At 71.5% G+C, this 14,062-nt stretch carries 17 protein-coding genes; 13 read left to right on the forward strand and 4 right to left on the reverse strand.

Annotated features, from left to right (window positions below; all coding sequences use genetic code 11):
- Positions 1-64: 64 nt before the first annotated feature.
- Positions 65-2,593: an alpha-glucan family phosphorylase gene (gene glgP / locus ABZX11_RS22765; protein ID WP_176172473.1), complete on the forward strand. Its 2,529-nt coding sequence runs from the start codon at positions 65-67 to the stop codon at positions 2,591-2,593.
- Between the two features lie 37 nt (positions 2,594-2,630).
- On the opposite strand, the gene ABZX11_RS22770 is transcribed toward glgP, so the two are convergent.
- Positions 2,631-2,810 (reverse strand): hypothetical protein, encoded by a 180-nt coding sequence (locus ABZX11_RS22770; protein ID WP_354915950.1) that lies wholly within the window; start codon positions 2,808-2,810, stop codon positions 2,631-2,633.
- A gap of 130 nt (positions 2,811-2,940) precedes the next feature.
- Here ABZX11_RS22770 and ABZX11_RS22775 point away from each other — a divergent pair, with 130 nt between their 5' ends.
- The 5 genes from ABZX11_RS22775 to ABZX11_RS22795 all read left to right on the forward strand — a co-directional run bounded on the left by ABZX11_RS22775 (position 2,941) and on the right by ABZX11_RS22795 (position 5,790).
- Positions 2,941-3,459 (forward strand): hypothetical protein, encoded by a 519-nt coding sequence (locus ABZX11_RS22775; protein WP_354915953.1) that lies wholly within the window; start codon positions 2,941-2,943, stop codon positions 3,457-3,459.
- Between the two features lie 22 nt (positions 3,460-3,481).
- The gene (locus ABZX11_RS22780) at positions 3,482-3,865 is read left to right on the forward strand and encodes a hypothetical protein (RefSeq protein ID WP_354915956.1); all 384 of its coding nucleotides are present in this window, start codon (positions 3,482-3,484) and stop codon (positions 3,863-3,865) included.
- A 19-nt stretch (positions 3,866-3,884) separates the two neighbouring features.
- Positions 3,885-4,196, forward strand: coding sequence for a hypothetical protein (locus ABZX11_RS22785; protein WP_354915959.1), 312 nt, complete (start codon positions 3,885-3,887; stop codon positions 4,194-4,196).
- 10 nt (positions 4,197-4,206) lie between these two features.
- On the forward strand, positions 4,207-4,737 hold the full coding sequence (locus ABZX11_RS22790; protein ID WP_354915962.1) for a putative T7SS-secreted protein: 531 nt from the start codon (positions 4,207-4,209) through the stop codon (positions 4,735-4,737).
- A gap of 63 nt (positions 4,738-4,800) precedes the next feature.
- The gene (locus tag ABZX11_RS22795; RefSeq protein WP_176172468.1) at positions 4,801-5,790 is read left to right on the forward strand and encodes an LLM class F420-dependent oxidoreductase; all 990 of its coding nucleotides are present in this window, start codon (positions 4,801-4,803) and stop codon (positions 5,788-5,790) included.
- Between the two features lie 40 nt (positions 5,791-5,830).
- Here ABZX11_RS22795 and ABZX11_RS22800 read toward each other — a convergent pair whose 3' ends face one another.
- On the reverse strand, positions 5,831-6,226 hold the full coding sequence (locus tag ABZX11_RS22800) for a rhodanese-like domain-containing protein (RefSeq protein WP_354915965.1): 396 nt from the start codon (positions 6,224-6,226) through the stop codon (positions 5,831-5,833).
- On the reverse strand, positions 6,223-6,768 hold the full coding sequence (locus ABZX11_RS22805) for a cysteine dioxygenase family protein (protein ID WP_176172466.1): 546 nt from the start codon (positions 6,766-6,768) through the stop codon (positions 6,223-6,225). The genes ABZX11_RS22800 and ABZX11_RS22805 overlap by 4 nt, the downstream gene beginning before the upstream one ends.
- A 329-nt stretch (positions 6,769-7,097) precedes the next feature.
- Here ABZX11_RS22805 and ABZX11_RS22810 point away from each other — a divergent pair, with 329 nt between their 5' ends.
- The 7 genes from ABZX11_RS22810 (at position 7,098) to ABZX11_RS22840 (ending at position 13,020) form a co-directional block, all read left to right on the forward strand.
- The gene (locus ABZX11_RS22810; protein ID WP_354915968.1) at positions 7,098-7,919 is read left to right on the forward strand and encodes an ABC transporter ATP-binding protein; all 822 of its coding nucleotides are present in this window, start codon (positions 7,098-7,100) and stop codon (positions 7,917-7,919) included.
- 55 nt (positions 7,920-7,974) lie between these two features.
- A complete protein-coding gene (locus ABZX11_RS22815) occupies positions 7,975-8,754 on the forward strand; it encodes an enoyl-CoA hydratase-related protein (protein WP_176172464.1) in 780 nt (259 codons plus the stop codon).
- A gap of 4 nt (positions 8,755-8,758) precedes the next feature.
- Entirely contained in the window at positions 8,759-9,724 is a 966-nt protein-coding gene (locus ABZX11_RS22820; RefSeq protein WP_176172463.1) for a class I SAM-dependent methyltransferase, read from the forward strand.
- Between the two features lies 1 nt (position 9,725).
- Positions 9,726-10,886: a class I SAM-dependent methyltransferase gene (locus tag ABZX11_RS22825; protein WP_354915972.1), complete on the forward strand. Its 1,161-nt coding sequence runs from the start codon at positions 9,726-9,728 to the stop codon at positions 10,884-10,886.
- A gap of 81 nt (positions 10,887-10,967) precedes the next feature.
- Positions 10,968-11,732 (forward strand): HAD family acid phosphatase, encoded by a 765-nt coding sequence (locus tag ABZX11_RS22830; RefSeq protein WP_176172461.1) that lies wholly within the window; start codon positions 10,968-10,970, stop codon positions 11,730-11,732.
- 63 nt (positions 11,733-11,795) lie between these two features.
- Complete coding sequence (locus tag ABZX11_RS22835; RefSeq protein WP_176172460.1) at positions 11,796-12,173, forward strand: DUF427 domain-containing protein; 378 nt, start codon at positions 11,796-11,798, stop codon at positions 12,171-12,173.
- 16 nt (positions 12,174-12,189) lie between these two features.
- Positions 12,190-13,020, forward strand: coding sequence for a LysR family transcriptional regulator (locus tag ABZX11_RS22840; RefSeq protein ID WP_354916162.1), 831 nt, complete (start codon positions 12,190-12,192; stop codon positions 13,018-13,020).
- 1 nt (position 13,021) lies between these two features.
- Here ABZX11_RS22840 and ABZX11_RS22845 read toward each other — a convergent pair whose 3' ends face one another.
- Positions 13,022-13,978 carry a chitinase gene (locus ABZX11_RS22845; protein ID WP_176172459.1) on the reverse strand — a complete coding sequence of 319 codons (957 nt, stop codon included), beginning with the start codon at positions 13,976-13,978 and terminating at the stop codon, positions 13,022-13,024.
- Between the last annotated feature and the right edge of the window lie 84 nt (positions 13,979-14,062).

Raw genomic sequence — 14,062 nt, forward strand, 5'->3', positions numbered from 1 at the left:
GTGCACGTTATCCCGAACTACGTCCCTGCGCAGGGCGCGCCGCGGCCCGATATCGTCGCTTCCCATGCGTGCAGTCCGCCGGTTCACCGTCCGCGCCAGCCTCCCGGATTCCCTGTCCGGCCTGGGCGCGCTGGCCACCAACCTGCGCTGGACGTGGCACCCGCCGACGCGCGACCTGTTCGCGTCGATGGACGCCGAGCTCTTCAACGCCGTGCGCGACCCGCTGCGGATGCTCACCGCGCTGCCGCCGGCCCGCCTGGACGAGCTGGCCGTCGACGACGACTTCCTCGCCCGGGCGCGCGAAGCGGCCGAAGACCTGGAGAAGTACCTCTCTGAGCCGCGCTGGTACCAGCAGCGCGACGACCCGGAGCTGCCGCCCGCGGTGGCCTACTTCTCGATGGAGTTCGGCGTCACCGAGGCCCTGCCGAACTACTCCGGCGGCCTCGGCGTGCTGGCCGGCGACCACCTCAAGGCCGCGTCCGACCTGGGCGTGCCGATGGTCGGCGTCGGCCTGCTCTACCGCAACGGCTACTTCCGCCAGTCGCTGTCGCTGGACGGCTGGCAGGTCGAGCACTACCCGGTGATCGACCCGAACGCCTTCCCCCTGGAACTGCTGACCGCGGGGGGCAGGCCGGTGCTGATCGGCGTCGCCATGCCGGGCGGGCGCGAGCTGTGCGCGCAGATCTGGCAGGCCCGTGTCGGCCGGGTGCCGCTGCTGCTGCTCGACACCGACACCGAGGCCAACGACGAGGACCTGCGCGGCGTCACCGACCGGCTCTACGGCGGCGACGCCGACCACCGGCTGCGGCAGGAGATCCTGGCCGGCATCGGCGGGTTCCGCGCGGTCCGCAAGTACTGCGAGCTGACCGGCCACCCGCAGCCGATGGTGTTCCACACGAACGAGGGACACGCGGGGTTCCTCGGCCTGGAGCGCGCCCGCGAGATCGTCCAGGCCGACGGCCTCGCCTTCGACGAGGCCATGCCCGCGGTCCGCGCCGGGACGCTGTTCACCACGCACACGCCGGTCAGCGCGGGCATCGACCGGTTCCCGGTGGACCTGGTGCAGCGCTACTTCGCCGACGGCAGGCTCGTCCCGGACATCGACCCGCGCCGCGTGCTCGCGCTCGGCGCCGAGGACAACCCCGGCCTGTTCAACATGGCGCACATGGGCCTGCGGCTGGCGCAGCGCGCGAACGGCGTCTCGCAGCTGCACGGCCGCGTCACGCGCAAGATGTTCTCCCGGCTGTGGCCCGGGTTCGACCACGACGAGGTGCCGATCTCGTCGGTGACCAACGGCGTCCACGGCCCGACGTGGGTCGCGCGCGAGCTGAGCACGCTGCTCGGCCGCGAGTGGGGCCTCGACGTCGGCGAGGGGCCGCTGCGCGACGGCGTGTCCGACGCCCAGCTGTGGGAGCTGCGGCGCGAGCTGCGCGAGAAGCTGGTGCACGAGGTGCGGCGCCGGGTGCGCGCGGCCTGGCTGCAGCGCGGCGCGTCACCGCTGGAGCTGGGCTGGGTCGACTCGGTCTTCGACCCCGACGTGCTGACGGTCGGCTTCGCCCGCCGCGTCCCGACCTACAAGCGGCTGACGCTGATGCTGCGCGACCCCGAGCGGCTGCGCACGCTGCTGCTGCACGAAGACCGGCCGATCCAGGTCGTCGTGGCCGGCAAGTCGCACCCGGCCGACGAGAACGGCAAGCAGCTGATCCAGCAGATCGTCCGGTTCGTCGACGGCGCCGACGTCCGGCACCGGATCGTCTTCCTGCCCGACTACGACATGTCGATGGCCCGGTACCTCTACCGCGGCTGCGACGTCTGGCTGAACAACCCGGTGCGGCCCCTGGAAGCGTGCGGGACGTCGGGGATGAAGTCGGCGCTGAACGGCGGGCTCAACCTGTCGATCCGCGACGGCTGGTGGGACGAGTGCTACGACGGCAGCAACGGCTGGGCGATCCCGACCGCGGACGGCGTCGCCGACCCGCTGCGCCGCGACGACCTGGAGGCCGCGGCGCTGTACGAGCTGCTCGGCCAGCAGATCGCGCCGCTGTTCTACGACCGGTCCGCCGACGGCGTCCCGACCGGCTGGCTGTCGATGGTGTGGCACACGCTGGAGACGCTCGGCCCGCGGGTCCAGGCGTCCCGGATGGTCCGCGAGTACGTCGACAACGGCTACCTCCCGGCCGCCCGCACGGTGGCGGCGGCCACGGGCGACGGCTACCGCGGCGCGCTGTCGCTGGCGGACTACCGCACGAAGCTCGAGGTGTCGTGGCCGCGGCTGCGCATCTTCGACTCGGAGCTGCTGGTCGAGACGACCGGGCCGCTGGTGGTCGGCACGGAGGTGACGATCCGGGCGCGCATCGACCTGGCGGGCCTCGATCCGTCCGAAGTGGACATCCAGGCGGTGGTCGGCCGGGTGGCGGACGACGACGAGCTGCGCGACACGGTGACGGTCCCGATGTCCGCGGACGGCATCGGAGCGTTCGCGGCCCGCGTCAAGCTGCCACGGCCGGGCGCGATCGGGTACACGGTCCGGGTGCTGCCGAAGCACGGCCTGCTGGCCACGCCGGCGGAGCTGGCGCGGGTCGTCTTGGCCTAGTGCCGCCCCGCCTCCGGGGCGGCACCAGGCCCGGACGTCAATGCGCTCCGCCGCAGCAACAGGCCCTCGGCTGCCGGCACCTGGTGCCCACCCGCGGTGGTTCGCGGCGCGCCTCGTCGTAACGGTGCCGCGACCACCAGCTGGTCACCATCGTGGCGGCCAAACCGCCCGCCGAAAAGGCGAAGGCGGTGAGCAGAACGATCAGCGTGTTTTCCATGGGTGCTCCGTGAGGTCGTGGCCGCTGGGGATGCGGCCGTCGAAATCACCGTAAGCACGTTCCGCCATTTCGGGTTCACGCTCGGCGGGTTCGGTCAGGAACAAGTCAGCTAACGGACGTACGGTTTGCCGTGGCGGAAAAAGCCGTCACGGGCGGAACCGGCCCGCCATCGCCGGAGAACTGTCCAGAATCTGGCAAAAACGCAGGTGAGAGCTATTTCCGAGGGTTGTCCGCGGAGTCGGACACTGGTGCGCAAAATGCAGAACAGTCGCGGCGGAGGTCGAGGCGCCGGACCCCGTCCCCCTTCTGCAGGCCGGCGGCGGCGTCCGATCTCGGCCCCGAACTGCGGCGCATCTGGCACATCGCCGACGACGAACCGCCCCACCGGGTGGCGGCGATCGTGTTCCTGCGGCTGGAGGCGGTGCTCGACCGGCTCAACCGGCAGAAGCTGGAAAAGATCGTCCGCACCGCGTACAACACGGACACCGAGCCGCTGGCGGGGAACAAAGGAGACCGGCTGAAAAGCCTGGCCGGCGGTCCTTCACTGCGGACGTGCGACCGATGGCTCGAGCCGTTCCAGAAGCTGCTGGCGGCCAGTCTCGGCGGCCCGCAAGATCGGCTCGCCCCAGAACGGGGTCCGGCAGGCTGAACGCCGGTTCCTGGCGCGCACGGTGATCGCGGAATCCGCCGGGCGGCGAACCGACCCGGCCTCGTTCGGCGACGTCGACCATTTCCTGCATTCGTTCACCGCGCATTCCTGGTGCACGCCGGCCGGCCGGGACGGCGATCCGGTGACCGTCGCACTCGGCGCGCGGGGTTCCTGGGTCTGCGTTTTCGACACTCCCGCCCGGCTGGCCGGGTACCGTGCGGCCACCGGGGCGGCGTGGCCGGCCGAGGTCGTCCGCAAAGGACGCGAACTGGTGGGAACGGCTCTCATCCGGCCGGAGCCCGCCGGCATCCTCGTCAACCCGAGTGCCCGCCGGGGCACGGGAACCGCCGAATCCGTCGCCCTGCCGCCTCCGGTGCTCGCGGGGCTGATCACCGTCCGCCGCTGATGACAAGGACCTGTCACGTATGAACGGCTTCGAGGCCGACCCCACGCTGCTGCGCGCCGCCGCGGGCCGGGTCGGCGCACTCGCGCGGGAGTCCGCCGGACGAGCGGCCCTGCGGTATTCGACGCGGCCCGAGCTGGTCGGGGACGTGCTGCTCACCGCGGCGCTGGCGGACCTGCAACGCGCGTCGCACGCCGCGACCGAGGTCCTGCTGGCCGACGTCGAGGAGCTGGGGGAGCGGCTGGGCTCGGCGGCCCGTCGCTACGGCGAAGGCCAGGACGACGCGCGTGACCGGTTGGTGAGCGTCGCTCGTGCCCTCCGCGCGGCAGGCTGAGCGAGCGGAGATGGCATCGGATCAGGCGTGGTCCCCTGACGCCGTCAAGCTGCTGCAGGACGAGGCGATGCGGTTCGCCGACATCGCGGTCATGCTCGAAGAACTGGCTTCGGATCTGCGGTCCGTGGTGCCGGAGGGCTGGGCGGGCCGGGCCGCCGACGCCTACGGCGAGCTGCGCGACCGGCTGGCCCGGCAGTGCCGCACCGGCGCGGACGCCTACGAAGCGGCGGCGGGGGCGACGGAGACCTACGCCGGAATCTTCGCCGAGCTGTCCGGGCGGCGGCGGTACGAGACCGCGTCGGACGCCTTGGCCCGGCTGGAGCAGCAGCGCGTCGAAGCCGCCGGGTCCCTCGAAGCGTCGTGGCGGGCGGCCACGGAACAGTTCGAGGCGATCCGGACGGCGTTGCCCGAAATCGTCGTCGAGCCGGCGGTCCGCGCTCCGGGACGCGCGGAAGCCGGGCTCGTGCCGCGCTACGGAGACCCGCGGTACGTGCAAGACCTCTCCGACGCCGTCTTGGATTTCTTCGCGCGGCCGGTCTGAGCTGGAGCAGCTCCAGGCCGAAATAACGCCCCGCCGGCGCGGGGGCCGCGTTAGGTTGTAGGCATGCGCTTCGGAATGTTCGTCCCGCAGGGCTGGCGGCTCGACCTGGCCGGCATCGACCCCGCGGACCACTGGCAGACCATGCTCGGCCTCGCGAAACACGCGGAGGCGGGCCCCTTCGAATCCATCTGGGTCTACGACCACTTCCACACCGTTCCGGTGCCGACCGAGGAAGCCACGCACGAAGCGTGGTCGCTGATCTCGGCCTTCGCCGCCGCGACGGAGACCGTCCGGCTCGGGCAGATGTGCACCTGCATGGGCTACCGCAACCCCGCCTACCTGGCGAAGGTCGCCGCGACCGCCGACCTCATCTCGGGTGGCCGGGTCGAGATGGGCATCGGGGCCGGCTGGTACGAGCACGAGTGGCGTGCCTACGGCTACGGCTTCCCGACCGCCGGCGAGCGGCTCGGCCAGCTCGACGAGGGCGTCCGGATCATGCGTGACCTCTGGACGACCGGCAAGTCCACTTTGGACGGCAAGCACTACCGGACCGACGGCGCGATCCTGAGCCCGCGGCCGCTGCAGGACGGCGGCATCCCGCTGTGGATCGCCGGTGGCGGCGAGAAGAAGACCCTCCGGATCGCGGCGAAGTACGCGAAGTACACGAACTTCTTCCCCGAGCCGGAGGCGTTCACCCGCAAGTCCGAGATCCTGGCGGCCCACTGCAAGGACGTCGGCACCGACTTCGACGCGATCGTCCGCTCGGGCAACCTCAGCGTCGTCCTCGGCGAGACCGAGAGCGAGGTCCAGGAGAAGCAGGCCTGGCTGAAGGCGCACTACGCGAAGTACGTCCCGGCCGAGGCCGCCGAGCGCGCGGTGGCCACCTTCGCGAGCGGCCCGACGGCCGGCACGCCGGAGCAGGTCGCCGAGCACCTCGCGGCCCTGGGCAAGCGCGGGTTGTCCTACGCGATCCTGAACTTCCCGGAAGCCGCGTACGACCGCGCCGGCATCGACCTGTTCACCAAGCAGGTCGCCCCGGCGCTCGCGGGCTGAAACCGTCAGTCCCCTTCGGTAGCGTGGAAAACGGGGGCTGCTAAGGCACGGCCGGGCTGCCGCCGTCCTGCACAGGCAGGCCGGCGGCCGCCCAGGCCCGGAACCCGCCCTCGAGGTCGGTCGCGCCGGGCAGGCCCAGCCGCTGCAGGTCGGCGGCCGCCAAACTGGACGAATACCCCTCGTTGCAGACCACGACCACCGTCGTGTCCGGGCCGACCCCCGGCAGCCGCCACTCGCTGTCCGGCGCCAGCCGCCACTCCAGGTGGATCCGCTCGACGATCACCGCGCCCGGGATCTCGCCCTCCGCCGTGCGGTTCGCCAGCGGCCGGATGTCGACCAGCAGCGCCCCGGCCTCCTGCAGCTCGCGGGCCCGGGCGGGCGTCACCCTGGCCAGTCCGGACCGGGCGGAAGCCAGCAGCGAATCGACAGCGCTCATGACCGGACGATAGCGGGCAGCGGCGGGATTTCCGCCGGAACGTCGGCCAGCGTGGCGTACTCCCGCGTCGGCACCAGCGGCGGCGAATACGCGTGGACGCTCGCCGCGGGCTGGTCGCCGAGGCCGGTGACCTGGTGCGCGCGGCCCGCGCCGAAGCCGAGGCCCTCGCCGGCGACGTGCGTCCGGCGCCGGATCGGCCCGCCCGGGTAGCGGTACTCCTCGCCGAGTTCACCCTGCAGGACGGTGAACGAGCCGGACGCGCCGCCGTGGTCGTGCGGCTTCGTCCGCTGGCCCGGCAGCCACGACAGCAGCCACAGCTCGACGCCGTCGGTCAGCGCCAGCCGCGCCCACCAGCGGCGGTCCTCGTCGAACCGCAGGATGCCGCGCAGGCCCGCGGTCAGCTCGGTGGTGACGGTGGCGGTCAGGTCGGCCAGCTCCCGCGGCGTCCAGAGCAGCCGTGACGGGTGCAGCAGTTCGGGCAGCAGTGGATCGGTCAGCTGCGGGTGGATTTCGACGGGCGGGCGAACCAGGGACGTGGTCAACGTGGGTGCTCCTCGCGACTGTGGTGATACCGGACACGGGGTCAGCGCGGCACCGCACGCGTCGCAGAAGACGCGAAGGATCAGTGGAGCCGCGCCCGCGTACACCCGGCCGAAGCGACGAGGAGCAGGTCGATCGCGCGACGGCGCCAGAACGAGCCCCGGGTCACCGGGGTCACGGGCGCGTCGGCTGACATGCCTGTGATGGTGCCACAACCCGGCCCGGAGGTGCTCTCCTGCGGTGCGCCGTTCCACGACGTGGACACCCTCCGACCTGCCGGATCGCCCACTCACCCGGGCGGGTGCGCACGCGCGCGCGAGGAGCAGACAGAATGGGCCACGTGAGCGAGCCGATCCAGCCCAGCGAACTTGACGACCTCGTGGTCCGGATGGCCGGTGTCGGCGTCCGCCGGGGGACCAACGACCTCCTCGCCGGCCTCGACTGGTCCGTGGAACTGGACGAGCGCTGGGTGGTGCTCGGCCCGAACGGCGCGGGCAAGACCACCTTGCTGCGCCTCGCCGCGGCCGAACTGCACCCGACCACCGGCGAGCTCGACCTGCTCGGCGAGCGGATCGGCCGGGTCAACATCTTCGACCTGCGTCCCCGCATCGGCTTCACCTCGGCCGCCATCGCCCAGCGCGTGCCGGGTGACGAGCTGGTCAAGGACGTCGTGGTCAGCGCCGGGTACGCGGTGCTCGGCCGCTGGCGTGAGGAATACGACACCCTCGACACCGCCCGCGCCACCGAGCTGCTCGACGCGATGGGCATCGGGCACCTGGCCGAGCGCACCTTCGGCACGCTGTCCGAGGGCGAGCGCAAGCGGGCGCTGATCGCCCGGTCGCTGATGACCGACCCGGAGATGCTGCTGCTCGACGAGCCCGCCGCCGGGCTCGACCTCGGCGGCCGCGAGGACCTGGTCGCGCGGCTCTCGGCACTGGCCCTCGACCCGGACGCCCCGGCGCTCGTGCTGGTCACCCACCACGTCGAGGAGATCCCGCCCGGGTTCACCCACGCGCTGCTCCTGCGTGACGGCCACGCGGTGGTGTCCGGCCTGGTCGACGACGTCATCACCAGCGAAAACCTCTCGAAGACGTTCGACCAGGACCTCGTGCTGGAGCGCTCCGGGGATCGCTTCTTCGCCCGCCGTCGCTAAGCTGGCGCTTACCGGCCGGTAGCGTGCTGGCGATCCGTCAACGAGGAGGAGTGGCGTGGGAGAGTTCGTAACCCTCGAGGTGAAGGACGGGGTCGGCACGATCCGGCTCGACCGGCCGCCGGTCAACGCCCTGAACGCCCAGGTCACGGCCGAGCTCGCCGAGCTGGCGAAGGAGGCAACCGAGCGCGACGACGTCCGCGCGGTGATCCTCTACGGCGGCGAGAAGACCTTCGCGGGCGGCGCGGACATCAAGGAGATGGCCACCCGCACCTACCCGGAGATCGCCAAGTTCGGCGCGAACCTGACCGGCACCCTCGCGGCCATCGCGAACATCCCCAAGCCGGTCGTCGCCGCGATCACCGGGTACGCCCTCGGCGGCGGCCTCGAGCTGGCGCTGACCGCGGACTGGCGCGTCGCCGGCGACAACGTCAAGGTCGGCCAGCCCGAGATCCAGCTCGGCGTCATCCCCGGCGCGGGCGGCACCCAGCGGCTGGCCCGGCTGATCGGGCCGAGCAAGACCAAGGACATCGTCTACACCGGACGGTTCGTCAAGGCCGAAGAGGCCCTCCAGCTGGGGATCGTCGACCAGGTCGTCGCCCCCGACGACGTCTACGCGGCCGCCCACAAGTGGGCCGCGCAGTTCGCGAACGGCCCGGCCGTGGCGCTGCGCGCGGCGAAGGCGGCCATCGACGGCGGCCTCGACGTGGACCTCCCGAACGCCCTCAAGCTCGAGTCGCACCTGTTCGCCGCCCTCTGGGCGACCCAAGACCAGCAGAACGGCATGAAGTCGTTCATCGAAAACGGGCCCGGCAAGGCCACTTTCGAAGGGAAATGACGCCTTGACCGACGTGAACGACCCGGCGCCGAACCCGCACGCCACCGCCGAAGAGGTCCAGGCGGCCTACGCCGACCCCAAGCTGGCGAACGTGCTCTACCACGACTGGGAAGCCGGCACTTACGACGAGAAGTGGTCGATCTCGTACGACGAGCGCTGCATCTCCTACGCCACCGACGTGTTCAACGCGGTCGCGGGCGAGGACGGCCAGCCCTACCAGCACGCGATGGAGCTGGGCAGCGGCACCGGCTTCTTCCTGCTGAACCTGATGCAGGGCGGGGTGGCCAAGAAGGGCTCGGTCACCGACCTCTCGCCCGGCATGGTCCAGGTCGCGCTGCGCAACGCCGAGAAGCTCGGCCTCGACGTCGACGGCCGGGTCGCCGACGCCGAGCGCATCCCGTACGACGACAACACGTTCGACCTGGTGGTCGGGCACGCGGTGCTGCACCACATCCCGGACGTGCAGGCGGCCTTCCGCGAGGTGCTGCGCGTGCTCAAGCCGGGCGGCCGGTTCGTCTTCGCGGGCGAGCCGACCAAGATCGGCGACTTCTACGCCCGCAAGCTCGGCCAGTTCACCTGGTTCCTGACCACCCGCGTGACGAAGCTGCCGGTGCTGAGCGGCTGGCGGCGCCCGCAGGCCGAACTGGACGAGTCGTCGCGTGCGGCCGCTCTGGAGGCCGTGGTCGACATCCACACCTTCGACCCGTCGGAGCTGGAGTCGTGGGCCCGCGGCGCCGGCGCCCAGGACGTCCGCGCGGTCACCGAGGAGTTCGCCGCGGCACTGGCCGGCTGGCCGATCCGGACGTTCGAGGCCGCGGTGCCGTCGGAGAAGCTGACCGTGCGCTGGCGGATGTTCGCCTACCACCTGTGGCTGCGGCTGTCCGCCGTGGACAAGAAGGTGCTGTCGAAGATCCTGCCGCGGGAGCTGTTCTACAACGTGATGATCACCGGGACCAAGCGGCCGTCCTGAGTTGGGTTATTCGTTCAGCCTCGGCGACGTCGCCTACCTGCGCTCCGGCGCAGGCGTGGCGGCGCTCGCCGAGGCTTCGTCGTTGCCGCTGACCGATCCGATCAAGTCCGTGGCGCAGGTGCGCCGCCTGGCGGGCGAGGAGCACGCGGCCGCCGTCCTGGAAACGGTGCTGCTGCGGCGGAAAGCCGTCGGCAAGCTGTCCGGTTCGGACTGGCTGTTCACCTCCGACGCGCTCCAGCAGGCGAGCGCGTCGATCGTGGCGCGGCACCGGGCGGTGCGGCTGGCGGGGCTCGACGTGCACGACGTGACCTGCTCGGTGGGCGCCGACCTCGTCGAAATCGCCCGGGTGGCGCGGCGTGCCCTGGGGTCCGATCTGGACCCGGTGCGGCTGGAGATGGCCCGCCACAACGGAACTGCCGCGGGTGTCGCGTTCGGACTCGCGCAGGCCGACGCGCTGCACCCGGTGAGCCGGTCGGGCGTGGTCGTCGCCGATCCGGCCCGGCGGGACTCCTCCGGGCGGCGGGCGTGGAAGCCCGCGGACTTCGCCCCACCCCTGGACGGCCTGGTCGAGGCCTATCCGGGGCGTGCGCTGTCCGTGAAATGCGCCCCCGGGCTCGACTTCGCGCTCACGCCGTGGGCCGAGGAGGTCGAGCTGGTGTCCCTGGACGGCCAGGTCCGCGAGTCCTGCCTCTGGCGGGGCCTGGGTACCGGCGTCACCCGCCGGGCGACCGTGCTGCGTTCGGACGGGACACAGTGGACGGTCACCGACGCGGAACCGGACGAACTGCCCACCCGGGAGCCGGGGGAGTGGATCGTCGACCCCGACGGCGCCGTCGTCCGGGCCGGGCTGGTCCGGCACTACGCGGCGCGGCACGGGTTGTGGCAGCTGGACGAACGCATCGCGTACTTGACGGGCGACGCCCCGCCACCCGGCGTGCGGGCCTTCCGCGTCCTGGAACAGGGTCCCTACAGTGAAAAAGCACTGAAGGCCGTCCTCAAGCGCCACGACGTCGGGCGGCTGGAAATCCTGGTGCGGGGCCTGGACGTCGACCCGGACGCCCTGCGGAAGCGGCTGAAACCCCGTGGTGACGCCGAAGCGTCGGTGGTGCTGACGCGGATCGGGCGGTCGCCGGTGGCGTTCCTGTGCCGCGCCGGTCGGTGAACGGCAACTTTTGAGGGGTGGAACTCCCGGTGAACGTGACGTAGGTTCCCCGGGTCGTCAAGTTCCACTGGAGGGTGCGCCGTGTCCGGAAAATGGTCAAATCTCGTCAAGCTCGCCGCCGCGGCGGCCATCGGCGCCACGGTCGCTTCGGGCGCCACCGCACTGGCCGGCTCGGACGAGGCGACGGCCGCCCGTGCCAAGGAACCGGCCAACATCGGCCAGGTCAAGCTGGACGTCAAGGCGTACTACGGCGACTACGTCGACGCCGCGGGCAAGCACCACTACTCCGACACCAGCCGGTTCGTGAAGGACACCGGCCGGATCGTCTCGGACGCGAAGCGTTACCTGCAGCAGTCGCTGGGCCGGGTGAAGAACCCGGCGATCGTGCTCGACGTCGACGACACCTCCGAGGTCACCTACGGCTGGGAGGCCGACAACGACTTCGGCTTCGACCCGGTCAAGCAGCAGCAGGCCATCGACAACGGCACGTTCGTCGCGAACAAGCCGGTGCTGGAGCTGGCCAACTGGGCGGCCCAGCACGGCGTCAAGGTCTACTTCCTGACCGGCCGCAACGAGTTCCAGGGCCCGCAGTCGCTGAAGAACCTGGCCAACGAGGGCTTCCCGGCTCCGGCGGGCGCGTTCTTCAAGCCGAAGACGACCGCGCCGGACTACCTGCCGTGCGGGCTGACCTGCAACACCGTCCAGTACAAGTCCGGCACGCGGGCGCACATCGAGGCCACCGGCGCGAAGATCGTCCTCAACCTCGGCGACCAGTTCAGCGACCTCGAAGGCGGCTACGCGCTGCACCCGGTCAAGCTGCCGAACCCGATGTACTACCTGCCCTGACCGCGGAATATCGGCCGGGCCCTGCGCGCTGCTCCGTGAACAGAGGACTCTTAGGGAGCTGACATGGCGAAGAAGGTTCTGCAGCCGGGCCCGGACCACCCGATCACCGTCGAGCCGACCAAGGCCCGCGTGGTGGTCAAGGCGGGCGGGCGCGTCGTCGCGGACAGCCGCAACGCGCTCACCCTGCAGGAATCCACGTACCCGGCGGTCCAGTACATCCCGCTGGCGGACGTCGACGCCGGCGTGCTGGAACGGACCGACCACGAGACGTACTGCCCGTACAAGGGCGACGCGAGCTACTACTCGCTCAACGCGGGCGAGGTGCACGGCGAGAACGCGGTCTGGACGTACGAGAAGCCGTACGACGCGGTGGCGCCGATCAAGGACCACGTCGCGTTCTACCCGAACGTCGTGGACTCGATCGAGCTGGTCGAGGACTGAGCTGGACTTCGACCTGCTGCGCACGTTCCTGGCCGTCCACCGGGCCGGATCGCTGACCGGCGCGGCACCGTCGCTGGGCCTGTCCCAGCCGACGGTGACCGCGCAGGTCAAGGCCCTCGAGGAGCAGCTCGGCCGTCAGCTGTTCGTCCGGCGCGCCCGCGGCGTGACCCCGACCTCGGCCGCCGACGAACTGGCGGCCAGGATCGCCCCGCACATCGACGCACTGGCGGCGGTGACCGTCGGCGAGACCGACCCCTTCGCCGCCCCGGTGCACCTGGCCGGACCGGCCGAGCTGACCACCGCGCGGGTGCTGCCCGCGCTGGCCGGCCTGGTCGCCCGCGGTCTCGAGCTGCGGGTGACGTTCGGCCTGGCCGAAGACCTCCTGGCCGGTCTCGCGCGGCGGCGCTTCGACCTGGTCGTCTCGACGATCCGGCCGCGCGGCCGCGGCTGGACGGCCACCCCGCTGACCGACGAGGAGTTCGTCCTCGTCGGCCCCCGCGGCTTCACCGGCGATCCCCGGACCGCCCCGCTGGTGTCCTACGCCGAAGACCTGCCGATCATCCGCCGCTACTGGCGCTCGGTGCTCGGCGCGCGCCCGGCGACGGGCCCGGCGGTGGTCGTCCCGGACCTGCGCGGGGTGCTGGCGTGCGTGCGGGCGGGCTTCGGCGTGAGCGTGCTGCCGCGCTACCTCTGCGCGGCCGACCTGGCCTCGGGGGACGTCGAAGCGCTGCTGGAGCCGGAGGAGCCGCCGATCAACACGCTGTTCGTGGTCAGCCGGACCGAGCCGTGCCGGGCGGGGCCCGCGGCCGTGCGCGACGCACTGCTCGCGGACGCCGCCCGGTGGTGACTCAGCCGGTGTAGCCGGCGAAGATCTTCGCGAACTCGTACTTCGACTGGGGCACGTTGGTGCACTTGTAGAGCGCCCCGGTGCACGCGTTCGCGTCGCGGCCCTGTTCCCAGAACGACAGCATGCCCAGGTGGACCGTCTTGGCGAAGGCCACCAGCGCCTTCGCGTCCTTCTGGTAGAAGATCTCGTTCTGCGAGTCGTTGACGCCGATCATCGGGGTCACCCCGACCTTCTTCCACGCCGCCGCGTCGCTCAGCCCGTACAGCGACTTGAGCTGCGCCTGCGTGGCCTTGGCCGCCGAGATCGCCTTCGCGCCCTGGTCGCCGGCGCCCTGGTAGTAGTCCATCGCCATGATGTTCACGAGATCCAGGTTCACCCCGGCGTTCTTCGCGGCCTTGACGACGTTGAGCCCGTCCGCGGTGAGGCCGTCCGGCAGCACCGGCAGGGTCAGCGAGATCTTGAGCCCGGGGTTGTTGTCCTGCAACGTCTTGAGCGCCTGGGAGCGGCGCGCGATCGACGTCGGGTCTGCGACGGCCGCGCCTTCGATGTCGAAGTCGGCGTACTTGAGGCCGTACGCCTTGACGACCGCGTCGTATTCGGCCGCGACCTGCGCGGACGTGCTGCACGCCTGCGCCAGCTCGATGCCGGACGCGCCGCCGAAGGAGATCTTGACGTCCCCGCCGGCGTTGCGGATCTTCGCGATCTCCTCCTTCTGCCAGCCCGTGCGCGGGTCGTAGGCGCCGAACCAGCTCGCCTTGCAGCCGTAGGAGTTGACGAACGCGAGCGTGAACCCCTTGACGCCGCTCGCGGCCGACATCGCCGACAGGCTGGGTGTCGGCCAGGCGCCCATGTCGACGTAGGGACCGACCGGGATCGGCGAGCCGGCCGCCGCGGCGGCGACCCCGTTGCTCAGCAGGGCGGCGCCGGCCAGGGCGGCCAGCAGGGACTTCAGGCGCATGGGGAACCTCCACGACTGGAAGCGCGGCGGCGGAAAGTTGTCCCCATTGGTATAGACCATTTACCATGGTGTGGACCATCGGCC

Origin of the sequence: Amycolatopsis sp. NPDC004169 (genome assembly GCF_040610315.1) — a bacterium.
Classification (GTDB): domain Bacteria; phylum Actinomycetota; class Actinomycetes; order Mycobacteriales; family Pseudonocardiaceae; genus Amycolatopsis.